The 22,038-nt window shown below is 66.7% G+C and carries 27 protein-coding genes and 1 pseudogene; 13 read left to right on the top strand and 15 right to left on the bottom strand.

The features are described 5' to 3' along the window. Nucleotides 1-45 precede the first annotated feature (45 nt). Both A5784_RS08860 and A5784_RS08855 read right to left on the bottom strand, forming a co-directional pair. Complete coding sequence (locus tag A5784_RS08860) at nucleotides 46-417, bottom strand: gamma-glutamylcyclotransferase family protein (protein WP_064944379.1); 372 nt, start codon at nucleotides 415-417, stop codon at nucleotides 46-48. Then, nucleotides 414-971: a P-loop nucleotide/nucleoside kinase family protein gene (locus A5784_RS08855; protein WP_156750459.1), complete on the bottom strand. Its 558-nt coding sequence runs from the start codon at nucleotides 969-971 to the stop codon at nucleotides 414-416. The genes A5784_RS08860 and A5784_RS08855 overlap by 4 nt, the downstream gene beginning before the upstream one ends. 57 nt (nucleotides 972-1,028) lie before the next feature. Between A5784_RS08855 and A5784_RS08850 the strand changes: the two genes are divergently transcribed. Beyond that, complete coding sequence (locus A5784_RS08850) at nucleotides 1,029-1,427, top strand: VOC family protein (protein WP_064944377.1); 399 nt, start codon at nucleotides 1,029-1,031, stop codon at nucleotides 1,425-1,427. Nucleotides 1,428-1,733: 306 nt separating this feature from the next. Here A5784_RS08850 and A5784_RS08845 read toward each other — a convergent pair whose 3' ends face one another. Next, a complete protein-coding gene (locus tag A5784_RS08845) occupies nucleotides 1,734-2,114 on the bottom strand; it encodes a nuclear transport factor 2 family protein (RefSeq protein ID WP_064944375.1) in 381 nt (126 codons plus the stop codon). Nucleotides 2,115-2,257: 143 nt separating this feature from the next. On the opposite strand from A5784_RS08845, the gene A5784_RS08840 reads away from it, so the two are divergent. Further along, nucleotides 2,258-3,004, top strand: a complete 747-nt coding sequence (locus A5784_RS08840) for a class I SAM-dependent methyltransferase (RefSeq protein ID WP_064944373.1) — start codon at nucleotides 2,258-2,260, stop codon at nucleotides 3,002-3,004. A gap of 6 nt (nucleotides 3,005-3,010) precedes the next feature. Here A5784_RS08840 and A5784_RS08835 read toward each other — a convergent pair whose 3' ends face one another. The 3 genes from A5784_RS08835 to A5784_RS08825 all read right to left on the bottom strand — a co-directional run bounded on the left by A5784_RS08835 (nucleotide 3,011) and on the right by A5784_RS08825 (nucleotide 4,994). Continuing rightward, nucleotides 3,011-3,592: a DUF4232 domain-containing protein gene (locus A5784_RS08835; protein ID WP_082944722.1), complete on the bottom strand. Its 582-nt coding sequence runs from the start codon at nucleotides 3,590-3,592 to the stop codon at nucleotides 3,011-3,013. Between the two features lie 76 nt (nucleotides 3,593-3,668). Beyond that, nucleotides 3,669-4,193 carry a sigma-70 family RNA polymerase sigma factor gene (locus A5784_RS08830; RefSeq protein ID WP_082944721.1) on the bottom strand — a complete coding sequence of 175 codons (525 nt, stop codon included), beginning with the start codon at nucleotides 4,191-4,193 and terminating at the stop codon, nucleotides 3,669-3,671. 105 nt (nucleotides 4,194-4,298) lie between these two features. Further along, nucleotides 4,299-4,994 carry a hypothetical protein gene (locus tag A5784_RS08825; protein ID WP_064944369.1) on the bottom strand — a complete coding sequence of 232 codons (696 nt, stop codon included), beginning with the start codon at nucleotides 4,992-4,994 and terminating at the stop codon, nucleotides 4,299-4,301. A gap of 26 nt (nucleotides 4,995-5,020) precedes the next feature. Between A5784_RS08825 and A5784_RS38740 the strand changes: the two genes are divergently transcribed. Further along, nucleotides 5,021-5,188, top strand: a complete 168-nt coding sequence (locus A5784_RS38740) for a hypothetical protein (protein ID WP_197514673.1) — start codon at nucleotides 5,021-5,023, stop codon at nucleotides 5,186-5,188. 55 nt (nucleotides 5,189-5,243) lie between these two features. On the opposite strand, the gene A5784_RS08815 is transcribed toward A5784_RS38740, so the two are convergent. The 3 genes from A5784_RS08815 to A5784_RS08805 all read right to left on the bottom strand — a co-directional run bounded on the left by A5784_RS08815 (nucleotide 5,244) and on the right by A5784_RS08805 (nucleotide 9,926). Further along, a complete protein-coding gene (locus A5784_RS08815) occupies nucleotides 5,244-6,056 on the bottom strand; it encodes an adenylate/guanylate cyclase domain-containing protein (RefSeq protein ID WP_064944365.1) in 813 nt (270 codons plus the stop codon). A 73-nt stretch (nucleotides 6,057-6,129) separates the two neighbouring features. Beyond that, nucleotides 6,130-9,063: an aminotransferase gene (locus tag A5784_RS08810; protein ID WP_064944363.1), complete on the bottom strand. Its 2,934-nt coding sequence runs from the start codon at nucleotides 9,061-9,063 to the stop codon at nucleotides 6,130-6,132. Next, nucleotides 9,060-9,926, bottom strand: a complete 867-nt coding sequence (locus A5784_RS08805; RefSeq protein WP_064944361.1) for an alpha/beta fold hydrolase — start codon at nucleotides 9,924-9,926, stop codon at nucleotides 9,060-9,062. The genes A5784_RS08810 and A5784_RS08805 overlap by 4 nt, the downstream gene beginning before the upstream one ends. Before the next feature lie 110 nt (nucleotides 9,927-10,036). Here A5784_RS08805 and A5784_RS08800 point away from each other — a divergent pair, with 110 nt between their 5' ends. The 5 genes from A5784_RS08800 (at nucleotide 10,037) to A5784_RS08780 (ending at nucleotide 13,876) form a co-directional block, all read left to right on the top strand. Continuing rightward, nucleotides 10,037-10,474: a VOC family protein gene (locus A5784_RS08800; RefSeq protein ID WP_064944360.1), complete on the top strand. Its 438-nt coding sequence runs from the start codon at nucleotides 10,037-10,039 to the stop codon at nucleotides 10,472-10,474. 105 nt (nucleotides 10,475-10,579) lie between these two features. Then, complete coding sequence (locus tag A5784_RS08795; RefSeq protein ID WP_064944358.1) at nucleotides 10,580-11,191, top strand: Rv1363c family protein; 612 nt, start codon at nucleotides 10,580-10,582, stop codon at nucleotides 11,189-11,191. Then, complete coding sequence (locus A5784_RS08790) at nucleotides 11,188-11,706, top strand: hypothetical protein (protein WP_064944356.1); 519 nt, start codon at nucleotides 11,188-11,190, stop codon at nucleotides 11,704-11,706. The genes A5784_RS08795 and A5784_RS08790 overlap by 4 nt, the downstream gene beginning before the upstream one ends. Next, on the top strand, nucleotides 11,703-12,617 hold the full coding sequence (locus tag A5784_RS08785) for an alpha/beta fold hydrolase (protein WP_064944354.1): 915 nt from the start codon (nucleotides 11,703-11,705) through the stop codon (nucleotides 12,615-12,617). The genes A5784_RS08790 and A5784_RS08785 overlap by 4 nt, the downstream gene beginning before the upstream one ends. Next, a complete protein-coding gene (locus A5784_RS08780) occupies nucleotides 12,617-13,876 on the top strand; it encodes a WS/DGAT/MGAT family O-acyltransferase (protein ID WP_064944352.1) in 1,260 nt (419 codons plus the stop codon). The genes A5784_RS08785 and A5784_RS08780 overlap by 1 nt, the downstream gene beginning before the upstream one ends. Nucleotides 13,877-13,884: 8 nt before the next feature. On the opposite strand, the gene A5784_RS08775 is transcribed toward A5784_RS08780, so the two are convergent. The 4 genes from A5784_RS08775 to A5784_RS08760 all read right to left on the bottom strand — a co-directional run bounded on the left by A5784_RS08775 (nucleotide 13,885) and on the right by A5784_RS08760 (nucleotide 16,982). After that, nucleotides 13,885-14,703: an alpha/beta fold hydrolase gene (locus A5784_RS08775; protein ID WP_064944349.1), complete on the bottom strand. Its 819-nt coding sequence runs from the start codon at nucleotides 14,701-14,703 to the stop codon at nucleotides 13,885-13,887. 168 nt (nucleotides 14,704-14,871) lie between these two features. Next, entirely contained in the window at nucleotides 14,872-15,609 is a 738-nt protein-coding gene (locus tag A5784_RS08770) for a DUF899 family protein (RefSeq protein ID WP_064944347.1), read from the bottom strand. A gap of 8 nt (nucleotides 15,610-15,617) precedes the next feature. Next, nucleotides 15,618-16,274, bottom strand: a complete 657-nt coding sequence (locus tag A5784_RS08765) for a maleylpyruvate isomerase N-terminal domain-containing protein (RefSeq protein ID WP_064944345.1) — start codon at nucleotides 16,272-16,274, stop codon at nucleotides 15,618-15,620. 96 nt (nucleotides 16,275-16,370) lie between these two features. Next, on the bottom strand, nucleotides 16,371-16,982 hold the full coding sequence (locus tag A5784_RS08760; RefSeq protein ID WP_232005985.1) for an NADPH-dependent F420 reductase: 612 nt from the start codon (nucleotides 16,980-16,982) through the stop codon (nucleotides 16,371-16,373). 66 nt (nucleotides 16,983-17,048) lie between these two features. On the opposite strand from A5784_RS08760, the gene A5784_RS08755 reads away from it, so the two are divergent. Then, on the top strand, nucleotides 17,049-17,402 hold the full coding sequence (locus tag A5784_RS08755) for a winged helix-turn-helix transcriptional regulator (RefSeq protein ID WP_064944343.1): 354 nt from the start codon (nucleotides 17,049-17,051) through the stop codon (nucleotides 17,400-17,402). 1 nt (nucleotide 17,403) lies between these two features. Here the strand turns inward: A5784_RS08755 and A5784_RS08750 are convergent, their stop codons facing one another. Next, the gene (locus A5784_RS08750; protein ID WP_064944341.1) at nucleotides 17,404-18,009 is read right to left on the bottom strand and encodes a TetR/AcrR family transcriptional regulator; all 606 of its coding nucleotides are present in this window, start codon (nucleotides 18,007-18,009) and stop codon (nucleotides 17,404-17,406) included. A 24-nt stretch (nucleotides 18,010-18,033) separates the two neighbouring features. Here A5784_RS08750 and A5784_RS08745 point away from each other — a divergent pair, with 24 nt between their 5' ends. From A5784_RS08745 to A5784_RS08730, 4 genes are all read left to right on the top strand, one after another. After that, nucleotides 18,034-18,783 carry an SDR family NAD(P)-dependent oxidoreductase gene (locus A5784_RS08745; RefSeq protein ID WP_064944339.1) on the top strand — a complete coding sequence of 250 codons (750 nt, stop codon included), beginning with the start codon at nucleotides 18,034-18,036 and terminating at the stop codon, nucleotides 18,781-18,783. 22 nt (nucleotides 18,784-18,805) lie between these two features. Then, entirely contained in the window at nucleotides 18,806-19,327 is a 522-nt protein-coding gene (locus A5784_RS08740; RefSeq protein ID WP_064944337.1) for a DoxX family protein, read from the top strand. 105 nt (nucleotides 19,328-19,432) lie between these two features. Next, on the top strand, nucleotides 19,433-21,163 hold the full coding sequence (locus tag A5784_RS08735; RefSeq protein WP_064944335.1) for a DUF3556 domain-containing protein: 1,731 nt from the start codon (nucleotides 19,433-19,435) through the stop codon (nucleotides 21,161-21,163). Continuing rightward, nucleotides 21,150-21,530, top strand: coding sequence for a hypothetical protein (locus A5784_RS08730; RefSeq protein ID WP_064944333.1), 381 nt, complete (start codon nucleotides 21,150-21,152; stop codon nucleotides 21,528-21,530). Before A5784_RS08735 ends, A5784_RS08730 begins: the two co-directional genes overlap by 14 nt. Before the next feature lie 8 nt (nucleotides 21,531-21,538). Here the strand turns inward: A5784_RS08730 and A5784_RS08725 are convergent. Then, nucleotides 21,539-21,952, bottom strand: a pseudogene (locus A5784_RS08725) (FadR/GntR family transcriptional regulator); the annotation flags it as partial. Nucleotides 21,953-22,038: the final 86 nt, after the last annotated feature.

Raw genomic sequence — 22,038 nt, 5'->3', positions numbered from 1 at the left:
GGCTACGGCGAGGAGCTCTCGAACTTCTGCGCCGCGATCGCAGAGTCAATGGCTTTGGGCCTCTGATCCCCGCGCCGGATCATCGACCAACGCGTACACGTAGGCGGCCACTTCGCCGGTATCGCTGCTGACGGAAACCGGGACGCGGCGATAGCCCGGTCCCTCGAACTCGTCGAGGCGCCGCCAATGTGCCGATAGATCACGGGAGACGAAGACGTGTACTGCTACCTCCGGACCTGAGTCGTCCAAAACGATGCCCGGATAGATGTGCCAGCCGCGTTCGTGAAAGTGACCTCTGATCGACCCCTGCACCCAGGTGCCGGCGAGTTCCTCGAGCACATGGGCGTTCGAGCGTCCGGGGGAGAGCGTGCCGTACGTGGCGAGTCGGTGTTCCGGTCCGAGGTCGGCAGCGCTCATCCCGCAATTGTCGCCTGCCCGCGCATGAACGCGGCGACGACAGCGTCGGTGGCCTGCTCGATTCCGGCTGCGGTGTCGACCCGAAGAACCTGGCGGTTCCAGGGTTCATAGGCCCGGTCTTCGACTTGTTGCCACGTGGGCACGGTCAATCCGGCAATGTCTGAGGACCGTGACTCGACACGCCGCCTGTGCAGCTCTCGGTCACTGCAGATCACCTCGACCTCGATGAGCAGTGCCTCAGCCGCTCGCGCCGTGTCGGCCCAGGCCTGCCGCGTGACGGCGAGCGGATTCACGTTGTCGGCCACGACGTCATGGCCAGCGGTCAAGAGATCTGCTGTGACGGCGTAGGCGACCCGATAACCGGCGTCGGGAACGGCCTCCCACCCGCCGGCCCTGTCGACCACCCCGGAGGCGGTGAGCGCAGCCTCGATCGTGTCGAGCCGTACATGCACCGCGCGGACCGCTGAACTCACGCGCCGGGCGACAGTCGTCTTGCCGACCCCGGGGAGTCCCGAAAGGACGACGAGCACCGGCTTCGATTTCCGGGCAGTCACGGCGTTCGATGCTACGGCCCGCTCACCTTGTCAGTGGTCGGGTCTAGCGTGCGCGGCATGAAATTTGTTTCGACCCGGATCATCACCGCCGATGTGAATCGGCTGGTCACCTTCTACGAGTTGGTGACGGGGTCCGCTGCGGTCTGGGCTAATGAGCTTTTCGCGGAAATCCCCACGGCCGTAGGCACTTTGGCGATCGGGAGCGACAAGACCGTTCCGTTGTTCGGAGCGGGGTCGGCCGAGCCGGCGGCCAACCACACGGCAATCATCGAGTTCATCGTCGACGACGTGGACGCCGAGTACGAGCGGCTTGGCGATCAGGTTCCCGAGGTGGTGACTGAGCCGACGACGATGCCGTGGGGCAACCGTGCGCTGCTGTTCCGAGACCCGGACGGCAACCTCGTCAATCTGTTCACGCCGGTCACCGATGCGGCACGCGCAAAGTTCGGGGTTTAGCAGGCAGCCCAAGTGACGAACGGCCCCGGAGTTTGCGACGCATCGACCGCTGGACCTGAGTGGCCGCCACCAGGACGATCAGCGCACCTGCCTGCTGCCCCAGCGGCGACCGGCGCACGCGTCGCAACCAGGTCGGTACGGGCTTGGCGGTGTGACGGCCCAGTCGATAGCCGAGCCACATCGCTGCGACTGCGACGCAGATCAGTTCGAGGGCCACCATGACGTGAGCCTGACGGTTCGTGGTCGCAGGAGGGTCACGGGCGAGACACGCATTGATGCCCCTTCACCCGCCGCACCACGGCAGTGTCATTCCATCCGTTCCACCCACTGGGCCCGCGAGGCCCCGGGTTCGAACGGATCACTGAAATACTGTGTCTCGCGGGCGACTTCGCCATCCTCGAATTCCATGATGCTTACCACGTAGAACGGTTGCCCGTCGTAGGTCAGCACAAGCTCGCTGACCCACAGATCGCCGCCACCGAGGATCCGTCGGATGGTGAACCGCTTCTCATTTGGCTGAGCTTGTCGCGAGCGTCGTATGTTGTCGCGACCGCGGATCCGCTCACCCGACTGTGGATACTCGAGGACCGCGTCAGCTCGGTAGATGCGATGTTCGGTATCGAAGTCGTTGACGTCCGAGGCTGACCAATGGGCTTCGAGCGCGCCCCGTATGTCGCTATCGTTCATGACGCTAAGTCTCCCGCTGACTGGCATCTCCGTTGAGCTTCTACGTCAGACCGCCGAGACCGAAGGGCTGATCGGCTCGATCTGCGCTGACGGCGACGGCGAATGGCCCCGTCACGGCGGCATCGGCGACGTAGCATTTTCCGGTGGGTTTTGACGTCTCGCCGGAGGCCTACGGGCGGTACATGGGTCGGTATGCCGGGCCCCTGGCGGAGGTGTTCGTGTCCTATGCCGGGGTCGAAATGGGCGACAACGTGCTCGACGTCGGCTGCGGCCCGGGAGCATTGACTGCGCGTCTGTTGTCGGTCGGCGCCCAGGTCCAGGCCATCGATCCGTCACCGCCGTTCGTCGACGCGATACGTACCCGCTTCCCGAACGTCGCCGTGCGTCTCGGTACGGCCGAGGAATTGCCTTACGACAGTGGAACTTTCGACTCGGCGCTCGCGCAGTTGGTGGTGCATTTCATGACTGATCCGGTGGGCGGGATCAGACAGATGGCGCGGGTGACCCGGCGCGGGGGCGTGATCGCGGCGTGCGTGTGGGACGGGCCGACGGGAGCGTTGGCGCCCTTCTGGGACGTCGTGCACACGATCGACCCCGGGGCTCAGGATGAAGCGCTACTGTCCGGAGCACACAGAGGGCACCTGACCGAACTGTTCGACGCCGCAGGGTTGCGCGACGTAACGGAGGGCGCGATTTCGGTCGACGTCGTGCACCCCAGTTTTGACGAGTGGTGGGAGCCGTACACCTACGGCGTCGGGCCGGCCGGTGACTACGTCCAACGACTCGACGAGGACGGGCGAACACGGCTCGCCACCGCCGCCCGTGAACGTCTGGGTGATGGGCCGTTCACCGTGACGGCCACCGCCTGGGCCGCACGCGGGACGGTGTGAGGAGGCTCAGTCGACTGAACTGACCGTCGCGCTGCAGATGGGCAGTGCGGCGTTGATGGTGTGGGCGACATCAACGCCCGGCGCGGTGACGACCACGGTTCCGATGCGCGGGCACGCCTTGCCGGATGCCGTGTCGATCGCGGACGCCTGAATGTCCGCATTCGCGGTGTCCCCGGGGTTCAACGTCAGTCGGTGTGCCGCTGCTGCGGGACGCCGGTCGACGTGAACGAGGACGCCGCCGGCCGCGGTCACCAGATCGACTCCCGGGTAGCCGACGAGCGTGCAGGGGTGCGTCGAGGTGTTCCTGAAAGACACAGTCAGCCGGCGCAGGGTGTCGGCCGATGCGACGTCGCCGTTGGAGATCGCGAGATCGGCGTCGGTGCACAGGCCGAGCACTGCGGGCACGTCGGTCGCCGATGGCGACGGTGGAGCCGGTGTCGATGAACCCGGCGCGGTCGAACTCGCCACGGATTCCGACGCGGGCGATGAGGGCGGCGACGTCGATGAGGTTGGCGTCGCGGCGTTTTCGGGCGAAGCCGAACACCCGGCGATCAGAACGAGCGTCAGCAAGGGCAGTATCCGATTCATGTCCCACTCCAGGCCACGCGAACGTATCCGTCAGGTCCGGATGAGTATGTACCTTGCACGGCTGTCGGGAGCGGGTTCAGGTGTTGGTGCCGCACCCCATTTCGAGCAGGATGAGCCGCAGCCGCCGCAGCGCGTAGTGCAGCCTCGATTTCACGGTGCCTTCGGCGATGCCGAGGTCATCGGCGATCTGGCGGGTGGTCCAGCCGAGATAGAAGGATCGGCTGAGCACGGCGCGGTGGGTTTCGGGCAGTTGCGTCAGCGCCTCGGCAAGCAACATACGGTCCAAGGCGGCGTTCACCTCATCGCCTCCCAGTTGATCGGGCAGCTCGGGCACCTCGGGAGAACTGATCTCACAGCGAAATCGGGCCAGACGGCTGCCGTCGATGACGATGTTACGGGCGACAGTGAAAAGCCAGGCTCCTACGGGTGGCTCGCCGTCGGTGGACAACATGTGCCGCCACGCCCTCAGCAAGGTCTCCTGTACGACGTCCTCGGCCCTGGTGTGATTGTTGGTGAGCCGGAAGGCATAGCGGCGCAACGGAGCGGCGTGGTGATGGTAGAGCTGCATCATCTGATCGCTCGGGCGCTCGACAGTCAGCATCCGACACCTCCGGTTGGGTAGCTGAAACCAGCCTTCCCGCGGGCACGGAGGAATTCCTCGGTGCTGGCCCCAATCCGCTATACCTGCCAGCAGGTATAGCGAGGGTCAGTCGAGAGTGACGGAGATCTCATTCCCGAGTTGGTAACCGCGCGTGAGCGGCAACCGGTCACCGCTCCAGAACGAGCCGGGGTCGAAATAGTTCTCCCGCTTCTCGGTGTTGATCAGGCCCATTTCCTCGTAGGTGATGGCGACGGTCTCCGCGCAGTACGCGGTCTCCAGACCCGCTTCGCGTCTACGGGATTTGTCCCGCTGAGCTGTTTCGCGAATCTTCTTGTGCACGAACGGCATTCCCCGGGTGAAGTCGCTCACGATCGGCAGTCGCCCACGCATCCACCGGCCTGTCAGCCGTGCGGTGGTCGGAAACGCCGTGCCGTTCATCCGGGCCACCACCTTCAGCAGTCGGTCTTCCTGCTCGCGGGTGGCGAACGGCGTGAGCTGACGCAGCCAGCAGCGCTGGCTGTAGTGGTTCATCCACTGCTCGACCACCTCGCGGGCGTCGTTGAGCTGCACCCCGCGGTGATGGGTGCCCGTCCAGAGGTCCACCAGCTTCTGGCCCAGCTCGGCGTGCCAGATCAGCGGCGGCAGATCGTCGATGGCCACCGTCATCCCGACGTGATTCACCGGGGCGTTGGTCAGCGTCTGGATGGCGCGGTCCGGCCCGGAGCCGCCTCGGAACAGCCAGATGTCGCCGGTCCGCGTCTCTTGCAAGGCCCGGCTGAGGGAGACCGTGTGTGCGTTCACCCGGGCAGCTTATGCAGAATCGCGTCATGAAAAGTCTTTGGAAGTGGATTGGCTTGGCCGGTGTCGCTGGAGTGGTGGCCGGTGGCGTACTGGTCGCCCGCGACCAACGCAAGCGCAACGCGTACACGCCCGACGACATTAGGGCCCGGCTGCATCAGCGGCTGGCCGACGTCGACGCCAAGCCTGCGAGCTGATTCGCGGCGAGTTGCCTTCGGCCTGGACGTAACTCCTGACGTCGCAGGCTGAGGTTCACCGAATCGCGTACAGCCGGTGTTGTCCGGCGAAGCCTTTCAACTCCACGTCGCGGCCGTCGTCGAGCGCGATATCGTCCTGATCGCCAATGGCATCGCGGACCGCTTCGCTGACGAGCGTTTCGCCGCCCTGCGCCTGCGCGGCCACCCGTGCGGCCATCGCCACGTTGCGGCCGAACAGATCATCGCCGCGTCGCACCGACCGGCCGCTGTGGATGCCGATGCGGACGCGAATGCCGTCGGGCTCGCGCCGCATCGCGCGCTGCAGGTCGACGCCACAGCGCACGGCCTCGACCGGTTGGGCGAACGCGATCATGTACCCGTCTCCCTGGTTCTTGACCACATGACCGGAGTGGTTCTTGACGCACTTCTGGACCAGTCGGTCGTGCCGGCCCAGCAGTTTGACCCAGGCCCGGTCGCCCATTTGCTCGTTGAGCGCGGTGGACCCTTCGATGTCGGAGAACAGGATGGTCACCTTGCCGTTGAGTGCCAACCGGGCCAGGTCGGGCCGTTCGACCTCGGCCCAGTCGGCCAAATCCTCGATGGAAGAGCGCACCGCGGCGCCGAACCCCTCTTTGCGCAGGATGTTCGCGGTCTGCCAGACGGTCTTGACGGCCTCGCGGCTGCCGGACAGCAGCATGGCTCGCGTGTCGGTGCGCCGCCGCAGCGCCTCGGCTTCCTCACGGCTGGCCTGCAGCCGCCGCGACAGCACGATCAGTGCAACGGCTTCGGCTGCCGCGACAAGGCCCAGTAGGACGATGGCAATGAGGGCGAGGCTCACAGCACCAGTATTGGATACCGCGACGACCATGCGGCCCAGTGGCCAGTTGGTGCACGCTTCCTGCGATTTTGCGTGCCATAACTGGCCACTCGGCCGGGCGTCCTTACCACCCTTCGGACAAGACCCGGTCCAGGGCGTCGACGTAGAAGTCCGCGCCCGCAATGTCGATGCACAAGGGAGGCTTCGTTTTCAGGATGTTCTGGTGATCGCCGGTGGGTTGGATGATCACGCCGAGCTCGAGCATGCGATTGCAGATCAGCGTGGTTTCCTCGGTGGCGGGTTCGAGGGTCTCGGGGTTCCGGATCATCTCGACACCCAGGTACAGGCCGACGCCGTGCACGGTGCCGATGATCGGATGCTTGGCGGCGAGGGCCTGCAAGCGTGACTTGAGATGTGCTCCGACGTCAACGGCGTTCTGCTGCAAGCCTTCATCGTGGAGCACGTCGAGCACCGTCATGCCGATGGTGCACGACAGCGGACTACCGCCGGTAGAGGAGAAGAAGTAGCCCTGGCTGCGGAACGCGTCGGCGACCTCGCGGCTGGTGACGACCGCCCCCAGTGGATAGCCGTTGCCGAGCGACTTCGCCATCGACACGATGTCGGGCACGACGCCTTGCTGCTCGAAGCCCCAGAACCAATGGCCCAGACGGCCGTAGCCGACCTGCACTTCGTCGGCGACCGCGTATCCGCCGTTTGCGCGCACTGCGCCGTACACCTTCTCCAGATAACCGTCCGGCAGTGCCATGCCGCCGGCGTTGCCGTAGACCGTCTCGCAGATGAACGCGGCGGGCGCTCGTCCCTCGCCGGCCAGCTGTTCGATCTGGGCCACCGCCTCGTCGGCGTACCGCCCGACATCAGCACCCCGGTACTTGCCGCGGAAGCTGTTGGGCGATTCCACGGTGTGCACCCAATTCGGCCGGGTGGCAAGCGCATTCGGGTTGTCGGCGGTCGACGTCGATACGGCGTCGGTGCCGTAGGTCCAGCCGTGGTAGGCCTCGCGCATCGCCACCACGTCAGGGCGACCGGCTGCTGCGATGGCCAGGCGCAACGCGAGGTCGCTGGCCTCCGACCCGGAGTTCACCAGGAACACGGTGTCCAGGGGTTCGGGCAGCAGGCCGGCGAGGCGCTCGCTGAATTCCACGACAGCGGCGTAGTTGAAGCGCGAGTTGGTGTTGAGCCTGCGCAACTGCCGGCCCGCGGCCGCGGCGATCCGCGGGTGCGCGTGCCCGAGCACCGTGACGTTGTTGACCATGTCGAGGTAGCAGCGACCGCTGGTCGCCATCAGGAAGTGCCGCCAGCCACGTTCGATCTGCGGTGGTTTGCGGTAGTAGTGCTCCTGCACCGGTGCGAACGACTGGTCGCGGCGCGCGATCAGGTCGCCGTCCGTCGAGGCGGCAAGCGCGGGCAGGCCGAGCAGGGGACGAGGGTCGCGGCTGAGCGCCAGCCATCCCGGCGCCAGCGCCGGTGTGGTCAGCGGCGGTGCCTCGGGCGCTCCGATGGGCCGTGCAGCCAGTTGCACCCATCGGCCGGCCTCGGCGATGCCGAGCGTGCCGTCGTCGGCCGCGGTGGTGATCCCCGAGACCGTCAACTCGACGTCGCGGCCGCGGAAAGTCGCGGAATCCGCTGTGCGGACGACGATTTCACCATCGAACGGCGCGACCAGCGATACAGATTCGGCGGGCCACAGGCTGATCCCGGTCGGCACCACGGCGGGTTCGTCCTGGCTGAGTGCGGGCGCCCGGGTGATCTGGGGCCGGCCGAACGGGGTGACGACAAGTCGGGCCCCGTCGGCCACTGCGGCCCTTGCGAATTCGTCTTCGAGGTCGGGCCGTAGCCAGGCGCCCGGTACGAATCCGGAATCGAGCGCATCCGAGGTCACCGACAGATCCAACGTCGTCACGGTCGCGGGATCGAGTCCGGTGATCAGGGGAGTGGCGGCGTTCAGTTGGGCAACCGGGGCGCTGAGTCCCAGATCGGCCTTGATCAGCTCGGTCATCACGTCCATGGGCACCGAGGTGGCCTGCTCGAACATCCGCCATTCACCGTCGGACTGCTCGGTGATGTAGTCGTTGTCGGGGTCGAGCGCCGCCTGTTGCGCGCCGCTGACGATCAGCACCGCCGTCCGCAGAACGAGCAAGGGCCACAAGACTTCCGCCTCGGCGGCAGTCAAGGGGCGGATCCGGTGGAATGCCCGTACCCCCGGCAGGATGTGCGCCGGGCCGTTGCCGGGATGCTGCAGCACCGAGGACAAGGTGATCGCCAGTTCACCGACCGCCCAGCTGTCGGTCAGGTCGCCGAGGTCGATGATCCCGTCCGGACGCACGGCCCCGCCTGGCGCGTGCGACACCACCATGTTGGCATCGGTCAGGTCCATGTGGATGGCTTGTCGGGGCAGCGCGTCGGCGTGCGGTTCGACACGGGCCCAGGCAGATTGGGCCGCGGCCAGGATGCGGTCGCGGGCGCCTTCGTCGGCGACGTGGGAGGCCAGCGTCGTCACCACCTCGGCTCCGTAGCGCAGGTCCCACTGCAGGATGCGGTCCAAGCCCTCGTGGCTGAACCCGGCCAGCGCGCGCGTTACGCGGCCGGCGACGTCACCCAGTTCGGCGACGGTGTCCGGGGACAGGTACCCCGCGTCGAGCAGTGCGCCTCCGGGGAGGTAGCGCAGCAGCCGCAGGTACGCCGTGCCCTCGACCAATCCCGTTACCGCAGTGCGTATCTCGCCACGGATGTTCGGCTGGGGCACCGCAACCCGCAGCCCCGGCTCGGTGGTGGCGATCAGTTCGGCTGCCAGATCCTGAGCGGTCAGCTCGGTCTCGTTGAATGCCGGGTTGGCGATTTTGAGCACGCCGACGACCTCGTCGCCCTGCGTCACCAGGAAGTTCTTGTCCTGTTGACTGCCCAGCGATTTCGCCTGCGCCTCGATGCCGAAGTGGGTTGCGAGCAGCTCCTCGGCCTGCGCCTCGGTGACCTGGGGCGCGGGCAGTTCCGGCTCGGTGAGGAAGTTGAATCCGACGGTGTTCACACGCTCAATGGTCATCGGTTCACGAACTCCACGACAACTTCGGTGAATGCGTCGTTGTCGTCGCCTGCTGCGGTGTGACCGGCTTCGGAAAGCTCGGCGAACTCCGCGGCGGGCACCTTGTCCAGGAAGTCCCGAACCCCCTGGGTGCTCACCACATCGGACAGCTTTCCGCGGATCAGCAGGATCGGAATGGTCAGGTTCATCGCCGCACGCTCCAGTTTGTCCACCCGCACGAACGGGTCGTCTTCGGGTTTGGTCAAAAATGCCGGGTCCCAGTGCCAGTACCATCGGCCGTCGCGCAGCCGCAGGTTCTTCCTCAGCCCCTCGGGGCTGCGCGGTTTGGTGCGGTGCGGCAGGTACTCGGCGACTGCGTCGGCCGCCTGCTCCAGCGAGTCGAAGCCGTGCACGTGATTGAACATGAAGTCGCGGATGCGAGCGCTGCCGCTCTTCTCGAATCGGGGCACCACGTCGACGAGCACCAGCTTGGTCACCAGGTCCGGCCCTGCCTCGCGCGCGGCGAGGATCCCCGTCAACCCGCCCATGCTCGCGCCGATCAACACCACCGGCCGGGCCAGTTGGTTGAGGATCTGCAGCACATCGCCGCACAGTGCTTCGATCGAATAGTTCGCGTTGGGGGAGCGGTCACTGTCGCCGTGGCCGCGCGAATCCATTGCGATGACCCGAAACCCCTGGTCGGCCAGGATCTGGCCGGTGTTCTTCCACGAGTGCCGGTTCTGCCCGCCGCCGTGCAGCAGCAGCACGGCAGGCCGGTCGGCGGGTGCGTCGGCGTTCCATTCGTCGCCCACCAAGCTGAGGTCGTCGACCCCGCGGAACGTGACGACGCGCGATTCGCTGTGTTTCCCGGTGCTCACGGACATTCCTCTCGGCCGCCCCCGTGCGTCACGTTACCCAGGGCCGCGGTGAGTTTCGGGCGCAGGGAGGGTCTGTTCTGGAAACGACACCTGCCGAGCACGCCAAGGAGGCCCCAATGCCACCCATCACGCCCGCCCTCTGGTTCGACGGTCATCTCGCAGAAGCCGCCGAGTTCTACCTCTCGGTGTTCCCCAACTCGTCGATCGAAGAGCTCAACGACATGTCGGTGGTTTTCGTGCTGGACGGTCACCGGTTCATCGGCATCAACGGCGGCCCGCAGTTCCCGTTCACCGAGGCGGTGTCGTTCATGATCGGCTGCAAGGACCAGGACGAAGTCGACTACTACTGGAACCGCCTCACCGACGGCGGGCAGGAGTCGCAGTGCGGCTGGCTGAAAGATCGCTACGGGTTGAGCTGGCAGGTTGTTCCGGACCGGTTGTTCGAACTGATCAGTGATCCCGATCCCGCCCGGGCGCAGGCCGCGACCAAGGCGATGATGGGCATGGGCAAACTCGTGGTCGCCGAGTTGGAGGCGGCGGCCGACGGCGCATAGCTCCTCGCGTCGGCGGCCGCCCACCGGGCACGACGCTGCGGCACGTTACGTTGGACGGCGAGTGTGTGAACTTGCACACGGTGGCTGTCCCGCGGAGGAGCATTCATGGCAGACGACAACGCCGACGCTCAGGAGTCGGTCGAGTCGGCTGAGGTCGGGCACAAGCCCGACTCCCAACCGGAGCCCGAGACAGCCGACTCCGACGCCGCAGATGCCGGCAGGAGCTCGCGGCCGCGGATGTCGCAGCAGCGGTTGGCGACCCTCGCCGCAGCGGCGGTGGTGGTCGTGCTGGCGGCAGCCACGGGGTGGCTGGGGTTTCGCGCCGTACAGACCCATTTGGCCGACGAGAAGCGCCAGATGTTTCTCGATGCGGGCCGGCAGGCGGCACTGACGCTGACGAATGTCGACTGGGAACACGCCGACGACGACGTGCAGCGGGTGCTCGACTCAGCCAGCGGTCAGTTCTACGACGATTTCGAGAGACGGTCGCAGTCGTATCTCGCGGTCGTCAAGCAGGCCAAATCGAAGGCTGTCGGCACGATCACCGGTTCGGCACTGGCGTCCTCGTCGGACAACGATGCGCGGGTGATGGTGGCGATGACGGTCAATTCCAGCAATGCCGGCGTGGCCGACCGGACGCAGTACTGGCGGATGGTGCTGACGATGCAGCAGAACCAGGGCGTGACAAAGGTGTCCAACGTGGATTTCATCCAATGACCGGCAAACACACTTTCGAGCCGACGAGGCGGTCGCGGATCCTGGTGCTGGTCGTGCTGCCTGCGGCCGCACTGCTGCTCACGGTGGCCGCCGCGGTCTTCAAATGGCAGGTTGCCTCGTCGACCGGAGCTGAGCGGGCCCGCACCGAATCCGTCCAGGCGGCTCGGGACATCACCGTCGAGATGCTCTCCTACCAACCCGACACGGTCGAGCAGCAACTCCACGCCGCGCGCGAGAGGATGACGGGACAGTTTCTCGGCATCTACACGGCGATGATCGAGAACGCCGTCATCCCGGGGGCCAAGTCGCAGGGGGTCACTGCAGTCGCCGAGGTGCCGCAGGCCGGCTCGGTGAGCGCGAACCCCGACCGCGCCGAGGTGCTGCTGTACCTGAACCAGACCGTCACCGTCGCCCAGAAACCGCCGCAGAAAACGGTGTCGACGGTGCGGGTCACCATGGTGAACGAGGACGGGCGGTGGCTGATGTCGAAGTTCGAGCCGGTGACGGCACAGTGACCGAGCCCCGCTGGTGTGACGTCACCACCCCTGCCGTACAACTCCGGGCGCTCGTGTGGGGTCCGCAGGACGGGCCGATCGCGTTGTGCCTGCACGGTTTTCCCGACACCGCCTACGGCTGGCGCACGGTCGCTCCGATCTTGGCGGCTGCCGGCTGGAAGGTGGTGGCGCCGTTCCAGCGTGGCTATGTGCCGTCGGGAATCCCGGCCGACGGCAGCTACCACGTCGGCGCATTGATGGATGATGCACTGCGCCTGCTCGAATCGGTCGGGCCGACCGGGCACGACGTGGTCATCGGGCACGATTGGGGGGCCATGGCGGCCACCGGTCTTTCGGCGCTGCCCGACGGACCATTTCGGCGTGCCGTGATCATGTCGGTACCGCCGTTTGCGTCGTTCGAGCCGTTGGGGCGAGTGCCCGACGGCGCCAGGCTCGCCGCCCAGCTGCCACGCCAGCTGCTCCGCAGCTGGTACATGCTGTACTTCCAATTGCCTCGGCTGCCTGAGCGATCCGCGTCCTGGGTGGTGCCCCGGCTGTGGCGCTCGTGGTCGCCGGGATACGCCGCGGCCGACGATCTGCGGCACGTCGACGCCGCGATCGGTGCCCCCGCGCGGTGGCGGGCCGCGATCGGCTACTACCGGGCGATGCTCCGCGGAACCACGCCCCCGGCCCGGTACGCGAGCCTGCACCGGCATTGGATGTCCCCACCGCGGATCCCGTCACTGTACCTGCACGGGGCCGACGATGGTTGTGCCACACCGGATTACGCACGGTGGGTACGGAGGATCCTGCCCGAGGGCAGTGATGTCGGCATTGTCGCGCGGGCCGGGCACTTTCTACAACTCGAACAGCCCGACGCGGTCGCCGGACGGATCCTCGACTTCATCGGCACCGCCCGGACGCCGCAATAGTGCGCAGGCTGGCGGCCATCGACGCCCAGAACTACTGGATGTCGGCCGCGATTCCCAACGATCAGTTCCTCCTGTACGGGTTCTCCGGTGCACCAACGGAACTGGACGCCGCGTTGCGGGACGTGCGTCAACGAGCCCAGCGCTGCCCCGAACTGGGTCTGCGGATCAGAGACGACCACCGGTTGAGATATCCGGTGTGGGTGCCCCGCGACGTCGGCCACGACCAGTTCGTCGTGCACGATCTCGGCGAACCGGGCTTCAGCGATTGCCTTTCCGCGGTGGCTGCTTTGGCCGATGACCAGCTCGACGCCACTCGGTCCACCTGGCGCGTGCACGTTTTCCCTCGGGTCCACGACATTCCCGGAGCTACCGATGCGGGGACGGTGATCGTCATGCAGACGGCGCACGCGCTGGCCGACGGTGGCCGGTCGGCGGATTTGGCGGGGTTGATGTTCGGCAGGCCGGGCGGTGTGCGGGCCGTCGAGGTACCCCGGTTGGTGACCGCGAGGCTGCCGTGGCGCGCAGCGCAAGCGGCGCGGTGGCACCGGGCACTAGTGCACGACGAGGAGAGCGGCCGGGTGCCGCGGCAGGCGGATTCCCGTGCGGCGCTGCGCAGTAACGCCGCACCGGCCGGGGCGATCTCGGTCCGCACGATCGTCCGCAACCGCGATGAACTCGGCGGTCCGACCGTCACGGTCGCGGTGCTCGCCGCGGTGTCCGCAGCCCTCGCTGAGCACCTGCGTGAACTCGGCGACGATCCTTCGGATCTGGGCGCCGAGGTGCCGATGGCCAAAGCCGGTCCCCGCACGGCGAACAACCAGTTCGGCAATGTCGGCATCGGGCTTTATCCGATGCTGGACCGCGACGCCCGCATCGGACGGATCGTGGATGATCTCGCGCAACGGCGTCGCCGCGCACAGCATCCCGCGATGCTCGCCGCCAGCCGGGCGTACGCCGCGACCCCCGCGCCGTTGTTACGCTGGGGCATAACGCAATTCGATTCCTCGCAGCGTTCGCCCACGGTCACCGGTAACACGGTGGTGTCCAGCGTCAACCGCGGTGCGGCGGATCTGCGGTTCGGGGCCACGCCGGTGGTGATGACCGCTGGATACCCGGCGCTGTCGCCGATGATGGGCCTGACGCACGGCGTGCACGGCATCGGCGCGACCGTCGCGGTCAGCGTCCACGCCGCCGAGTCGGCGGTCGGCGATATCGGTGCGTATGTGGCCCGGCTTGAGCGGGCGCTGGGCCCTCGCTGACCACGGCGCTATGCCGCAGGGAGTTCTCGGAGGAAGTCGAAGATGAGCCGGTTGGCCTCGTCCGGTGCTTCCAGCGGAACGAGATGCCCAGCGCCGGAAACCTCGATGTGATGAGCATTGGCTAGCTGCTGCGCCATTCGCCGGCTGTGGACTGACGGGAGGGTGTGATCCTGCGCGCCCGACAGTATGAGAGCGGGCACTGTCACCGCAGGCAACGCGTCGAGAATCGGATCGCGATCGACGAGCACCGAGCGCACGGTCGTGATGAAGCGGCGGCGATCCCAGGCGAGGAACTGTTCTGACAGCTCGGTCCCGAGGCTCGGCTCTCGGCGCTGGGTTTCAGGTGCGAGCAGACCCGACACGATCATGCCGGCCGTCGCCTTGTCGAGCGCGCGGATCGCCAACAGCTGCGTCAGCAGTGTGGCCCTGATCCGCTCAAACGCGGTACCCCGTTCGGCCGAAGTGTTGGTCAACACCATCGCGTGCACGCGTTTCGGTGCGAGCAGCGCAATCCGTGGCGCGACGAATCCACCCCAGGACGTACCGAAGACGACCACGGGCGCTCGGACATCGATTGCGTCCAGAACTTGGACAGCCGCCTCTGCGCACTCGTCCATGGTGAAGCCACGCCCGGGGCCAGGGCTCAGTCCATGGCCTGGTGGGTCGAGCGCGAGAGTCTGCCAGCCCGCTTCGAGCAACGGGCCGACCTGATGGCGCCACATGCGGTGATCGGTGAACAGGCTGGGCCAGAGCAACGCGGCGGGCCGTTCTGGCGCACCTTGGCGATCCACCGACAAGGAGCCGAGTGTGGTGTCTACCGCTGTCATGTCAGCTTCGCGCCCCTTCCGGGTCGAGCCCAATCATGCCTATATGAAGCATTTTTGGCCGCACACCCGCGGGCCGCCTGAGGAGAAGCCGTCCGACCGAGGCTCGGGCTTCACTATGCCGGGAGTCCGGTTACCGCCGCAATGCCCGCGTCGGTTTGTCGCCAGAAGTTAACCGGCTCCCGTGAGGTCGTCGGACCGGCCGGCGGCCAACCGCGACCACTGCGGTATCGGCCTGCCGTCGATGCGTGTGTTGGAACCGTCGACCTGCCAGTGCTGAGGCCAGCCCGCAGGTGAGTCCTCCCACGGTTCCTGACGCCCGTACACCGTGAGGTCCATGAGCGCGTAGCTGTAGTCCATCGCTTCCACGCCGCGGCGCGTGGTCCAGTACGTCTCGAAGACCCGATCGCCGTCGCGCAGGTAGCAGACGATGTGCATCATTCCGACGCTGCGCCCGACCAGGAGGGTGTCCAGTGAGGGCAGCGCGGAATACCAGGGCACCTGCCAGCCCATGAACTCGCGATACCGCGCCGTTTCGGGATAGGGGCCCTGGGCGAAGACCGCGTAGGTGATGTCGCGGGAGTGCAGGTACGACAGTTCCGCGACCTGCGTCGTCACCCAGGTGCACCCCTCGCACTGCTCCGGTGCGGGATGTCCGGTGTGCCACATGAAGTAATACACCAGCAGCTGGTGCCGGCCTTCGAACGCGTCGAGCAGCGTGGTGGGACCGTCAGGCCCGATCAACTCCGACGTCGCGTCGACCTCCACCATGGGCAGCCGTCGGCGCGCCGCGGCGATCGCGTCGCCCTCGCGCATGTGCGCCTTTTCGCGCACCCGCAGCGCGGCGACGTCGGCTTCGTACACCGACCGGTCCACAATCGCCGGCCGGCTTGATGATTCGGTGTTCACGGATCCTCCTACTCGGTGAGATCGGCTTCTGCAGGACCGAACAGGTACAGGTGCTCGAGCACCGGCGCGGGATCGGCTGACCAATCCATGGCGGCGAGTTGATCGCGGCTGCGTCGACCGGTGCGCCACCGCAACACCTCGAATCGGGTGGTGCGAAGGCCGATCTCACTGCCGTCCTGCGGACCGGTGCGGTAGTCGCCGTCCTCGACGGTCACCCGTAACGGCACCGGCGTCTTCAGGATATTGAGCAGTTGATCGGAGGCCTGCACCACTGCGGCATCGGTGCGGGCCCCGGGCGCGCCGAGGGCACCCCGGAGGTCGTGCTCGTGTACGACGATGTCGCCGAGTGGGGGAGCGGTTCCCCGCTCAGCGAGGTGGTGCAGCTGGTTAGCCGCCGCGTCCCAGGCGGCCAGCACATCGGTGGTGTCGTATCCGTCGAAACGTGCTACCTGCGCTGCGGTTTCGGCGTCGGACGGCGGTACCGTCAACGTGCCTGCTGCCCAGTCTTCGGCGACCGCAGTCATGTGCGCGACGACGTCGCGCACCGACCACAGCGGACACGCCGGCACGTTGACCTCCCACGCGTCCTCGGTCATCAGGTCGACGATGCGCTGCCGCGTATCGCGGTAGAGGGTCCAGACGTGGACGGGGTCGGCGGTCGCCATGGGCCATCCCTTCAGTCGTTAAACAACTCTGTTTAATATTCTCCACCCAGCACAGCACGGAGGATCGAAATAGTCAACAGAGTGGTTGAACGATCGTCAGGATGGCGTGCTCAGCAACCCGAACGCAAACGTCGGTCCCAACCCGCAACGCAGTGCTAGATGGATCCACAGCAGGGCATACGGTTCCAGTAGCCGCGCCAATGCGAGTTCGCCGATATCGATTGTCCGGAAACCCAATTCACCGACCAGGTCTGCGGTGCGGCGCTTTGCCGCGGCGTCGTCGCCGCAGATGAACATCACCGGCACGGACGGCACCGCCGGTTGATCCATCATCGGCGCCCCGATCTGGTTCATGGCCTTGCAGACCAGTGCCCCCGGCGCCCACTGCGCGACCTGCTCGGCCCCCGAGATGTCGTGGCCCACCTCCAGTCCGCTGAAATCGGGGGTCAGCGGATTGGTGCAGTCGATGAGCACCTTGCCGGTCAGGTCGCCGCAATCGAGAATCGCCTGGCGGGTGGCTTGCCAGGGAGTGCACAGCGCGACGACGTCGGCCTGCTCGACCGCCCGGGCGTTCGTGGTGACGGCCGGGGCCAGATCGGCATATTTGTCGTCGTCCGGCGTCCGTACCCCGTAGCTCACGTCATGGGTGCGGGCCCACGCATTCCCCAGTGCCCGACCGACATTGCCTGCTCCGATGATCGCGATCATGATGAGCGTTACGCTAGGTTTCTGATGACTGACCGGCAATAACGCATTTCGAGGTGGGTTACTGAGGTGGAGGTAAGTGGGCGCGCTGCGGCAACCACCGAGCCTCTCGATCTGTGTCCGGTGGAGACCACGCTCGCGGTGATCGGTGGCAAATGGAAGGCAGTGCTGATCTTCCACCTGATGCACGGCGGCACCCACAGGTTCGCCGAGCTACGCCGCAAGGTGCCGGGGATCAGTGAACGGGTGCTCACCAGCCAGTTGCGAGAGTTGGTGCGCGACGGCGTGGTGCGGCGGGAGGTCTTTCCGGAGATTCCGCCGCGGGTCGAATATTCGCTGACCGAATACGGCGAGACGCTCCGCCCGGTCACCGACGCCATGTGTGCGTGGGGCAAGCGGCATCGACCGGGCGCTGCCGACTGAATTACGGCCTGGGGCGCAGGTTCTCGATGCCGAGGTCGAGAGCGCTCTCGAGGTACGAGATGTCACCGGTGGCCAGCAGGATGCCGACGCCGCCCTGGATGCCGGCCAGCAGGGCCGCCGACGCGCGGCCGGCGTCGACGCGTGCCGGGATTTTGCCCTGGGCCTGCATCGCGGTGATCCCTGCTGCGATGTCGTCGTTCCAGCGCCGCACGAGCGACGCCGTGACGGCCTGCGCGCCCGGGGTGGTGCGCCCGATCTCCGACATCAGCATGCTCATCGGGCAGTTCTGGCCCTGTCGGCGGTAGCGATCGACGACGGCATCGCGCCAGCGCCGCCACGCCGCCCATGAGGTCAGTGCGCCGAGGTGCGGTTGCTGGTCGGCGAGCACCTGGTCGGCTTCATGTGACGCGACTTCGAGCAGCAGCTGCTCCTTACCGCCCGGGAAATAGTGGAACAGTTGACTTTTGGAGGTGTGCGTGCGGGCGCGAATGTCGTCGAGCGTGGTCTCGGCCACGCCGCGGCTGCGGATCTCGGCTGCGGCGCCCTCGATGATGCGCTGCCGGGTCGCTTCGCCTTTGGCGGTGAATTTCTGGACTTGCAGGTCCATTTTCATCGCAGTACACCTGGACTCATGAGTCCAAAGAATACGCAATTGCAGGGTCGAACAGCACTGGTCACAGGGTCTACCGGAGGGCTCGGCGTCGCCATCGCCAAAGCGCTGGCCGCCGAGGGAGCCCGCGTCATCGTCACGGGCAGAAACAAGGTGCGTGGCGACGCCGTCGTCGCCGACATCCGGTCCGCGGGCGGGGCCGCGGACTTCGTCGCCGCCGATCTCGGTGCGGGCGAGGACGAGATCCGTCGGCTCGCGACCGCCGCAGGCGACGTCGACATCCTCGTCAACAACGCAGGCGTCTGGTCCTCCCCGGAACCCACCGCCGATATCTCCGAAGCCACACTGCTGGAGTCCTACCGCGCCAACGTCATCGGTCCGTTCCTGCTCACGGGCGCGCTGGCGCCGGGCATGGTGGCGCGCGGCCGGGGTGCGGTCGTCAACATCGGATCCATCACGGGCCTCATCGGCGGGGACCAGTCCGCGCTGTACAACTCGACCAAGGCGGCCGTGCATTCGCTGACCAAATCCTGGGCCGCCGAGTACGGCCCCGCGGGTGTGCGGGTCAACGCCGTCGCGCCGGGCCCGATCGCGACAGAGCGGGCCGCCGAAGCCGCCGACCACGTCGCACCGGTGCTGGCCCGCATCCCGTCGCGGCGCATGAGCACGCCCGAAGAGGTCGCCGCCGCGATCGTCTTCCTCGCCGGCGACGAAGCCGCCAACATCCACGGCGCGATCCTCAGTGTGGACGGTGGCTGGGCGGCTGTTTAACAGATGACCTAGATTCTGTTACATGGCTGCTGACGTTGCGATCCTGATTCTGCGGGTGGTTCTCGGGCTGACCATGGCCGCCCACGGCTACAACAAGTTCTTCGGCGGGGGCCGGATCGCCGGAACCGCGCGCTGGTTCGAGAGCATCGGCATGAAGCCGGGCACCTTCCATGCCCGGGTCGCGGCCAGTACCGAGCTGGCCGCCGGCCTGGGCCTGGCGCTCGGTCTGCTGACGCCGATCCCCGCGGCCGGGTTCGTCGCGCTGATGTTGGTCGCGGCCTGGACCGTGCATCGACACAACGGGTTCTTCATCGTCAAGGAGGGCTGGGAGTACAACCTGATCCTCGCGGTGACCGCGGTCGCGATCGCAGGCACCGGCGCCGGGCGCTACAGCTTGGACTATGCCCTGTTCCACGCGTCCGGCCTCTATCACCTGCTGCATGGATGGTGTGCGCTGGCGATCGCCGTGGTGCTCGGGTTGGCCGGTGGCATCGGCCAATTGGCGATCTTCTTCCGTCCGCCGGTCAAAGCGGGTAGCGCCTAGCGCCGAGGCTACGGTTTTTGTTGGATTCTCGGTGTTTTCGCGTCAAAAACCGTAGTTTCGGCGTTCGCGTGAGGCAAGAATAGAACACGTTCTAGTCTTGCCGGCATGGGATTTCTCAAGCAGGACACCCCACAGATCGACTTCGAGCAGTGGAGCAAGGGCACGCGGGCGGAGAAGATCGTGCCGATGGCCCGGCACTGGGCCGAGGTCGGCTTCGGCACCCCCGTCGCACTGCACCTGTTCTACGTCGCGAAGATCGCCGCCTACATCCTGGTGGCCTGGCTGATCGCCCTCAGCACCGACGGCATCAACGGCTTCACCAACGTCGCCCACTGGTATGCCGAACCGATCGTGTACCAGAAGGTCGTGTTCTTCACGATGCTGTTCGAGGTCGTCGGGTTCGGCTGTGGCTTCGGGCCGCTGAACAACCGGTTCTTCCCGCCGATGGGCTCGGCGCTGTACTGGTTGCGCCCCAAGACCATTCGGTTGCCACCCTGGCCCAACCGGATCCCGCTCACCGCGGGGGACAGTCGCACACCGGTGGATGTGCTGCTCTACGCCGCGCTTCTGCTTGTGCTGCTCGTCGCGTTGTTCTCGCAGGGCACCGGCCCCATTCCGGCGCTCGGCACCGAGATCGGCGTGCTGCCGGTCTGGCAGACCGCGACCATCGTCGGGCTCCTCGCGTCGATCGGCCTGCGCGACAAGGTGATCTTCCTGGCGGCCCGCGGTGAGGTGTACGGCTCGCTGGCCGTGTGCTTCCTGTTCACCGGCGCCGACATCGTCATCGCCGCCAAACTCGTCTGCCTCGTGATCTGGTTGGGGGCGGCCACCTCCAAGCTCAACAAGCACTTTCCGTTCGTCATCTCGACGATGATGAGCAACAATCCGGTGTTCCGTCCCCGCTGGATCAAGCGCAGGTTCTTCGAACACTTCCCCGACGATCTGCGGCCGGGCCCGCTGTCGCGCTGGTTGGCGCATTTCAGCACGGCGATCGAGGGTCTCGTGCCGTTGGTGCTCTTCTTCTCCGGTGGAGGCTGGCCGACGTACATCGCGGCCTTCGTCATGCTGTGCTTCCACTTCGGCATCTTGTCCTCGATCCCGATGGGGGTGCCGCTGGAGTGGAATGTCTTCATGATGTTCTCGGTGCTGGCCCTGTTCGTCGGCCACGCCGGCATCGGACTCGGTGACCTCACGACGCCGTGGCCGGTCGTGCTGTTCGCCGTCGTGGCAGGCACAGTGGTGGTGGGAAACCTGTTCCCGCGCAAGGTTTCTTTCCTGCCGGGCATGCGGTACTACGCGGGCAACTGGGACACGTCGCTGTGGTGCATCAAAGGTTCGGCCGACGAGAAGATCAGCAAAGGCATCGTCGCGATCGCCAGCATGCCCGCCGCGCAACTGGAGCGGTTCTACGGCAGCAAGGAAGCCGCGCAGATCCCGCTGTACATGGGATATGCCTTCCGCGCGTTCAACACTCACGGCCGGGCGCTGTTCACCTTGGCCCACCGCGCGATGGCCGGGCACAACGAGGAGGACTACACCCTGACCGACGGCGAGCGCATCGTCAGCACCGCCATCGGTTGGAACTTCGGCGACGGGCACATGAGCAACGAACAATTGGTTGCCGCGCTGCAGAAGCGGTGCGGGTTTGAGCCCGGCGAAGTCCGCATCGTCATGCTCGACGCCCAGCCCATCCACCGGCAGACCCAGCGGTACCGGCTGGTCGACGCCGCGACCGGCGAGTTCGAGAGCGGGTACGTCAAGGTCGCCGACATGGTGACGCGCCAGCCGTGGGCCGACGACGTGCCGGTGTACGACGATCGACATGACTCCGCCTGAGCCCGTTGCGGTCTGGCGCGACGAGGCCGGCCGGCTCATGAGCGACCTCGGCGCTGTCGACACGGGATGTCACGCGACCGTTCGGGCGGGCCACTGTGCTCAGCGTCCGCAGTGCGTCCTGGTGCATCGGCCGCCGGGGCCGCGACTGCTGTTCGGCGAGTTGATGTCCGAGCTCGACGACGAGGCCGGGATCTACCTGGAGACGCACGCGAAACTCATCGCGGCCGAAATGATCTCGATCAGTGTGGACCATGTGGGCGCAGGCGGCCCGCCGGGCAGCTGGCGTTACCGGCTGCTGCCGATGCGATGGAAGACCGCCGACGGCTGGCGGGATACCGCTGCGCGGCTCGCGGTCTGGCCGGACTGAGCCGGCGCTCAGCGCATGACGTCGCGGACCTTGACGCTCTCGATGTCCTTGAGCATGAGGACGCGCGCGGTGTCGAGGTGCTTGCGCCAATGCGCCTCGGCGGCGTCGCCGTCGCCCGAGCGGATGAGCTGAATCAGCTTGCGGTAGGAGCGCATCAGCTTGTCGTAGTCGTTCTTGGCGACCGGCCTGCGCTCCTTGAACAGGAAGGCGTGGTGGCGCACGGTGATCTCGTGCAGCATGCCGGCGATGATGCCCAGGGTGGCATTGCCCGACAGCTCCACCACCCGGCGGTGAAAATCTCCGGTGGTCTGGGCCAGTCGGTCTGACTGGTAATCCTTCGGGATGTGCTCGTCGAGCATCTGTTCCAGTTCGGCGAAGGCCGCTTCGTCGCCCTTCTCTGCCAGCAGTCGTGGGGGGGGGGGGGGGGGGGGGGGCCGCCCCCCCCCCCCCACCGCCCGGGAGGCGGCGGGGCGCGGGGGCGCGGCGCCGGGCGGGGGCGGCCCCGCGG

This window comes from Mycobacterium sp. 852013-50091_SCH5140682 (assembly GCF_001665685.1).
In the GTDB taxonomy this organism is placed as follows: domain Bacteria; phylum Actinomycetota; class Actinomycetes; order Mycobacteriales; family Mycobacteriaceae; genus Mycobacterium.
This window is presented reverse-complemented; position numbering and strand designations above follow the sequence as displayed.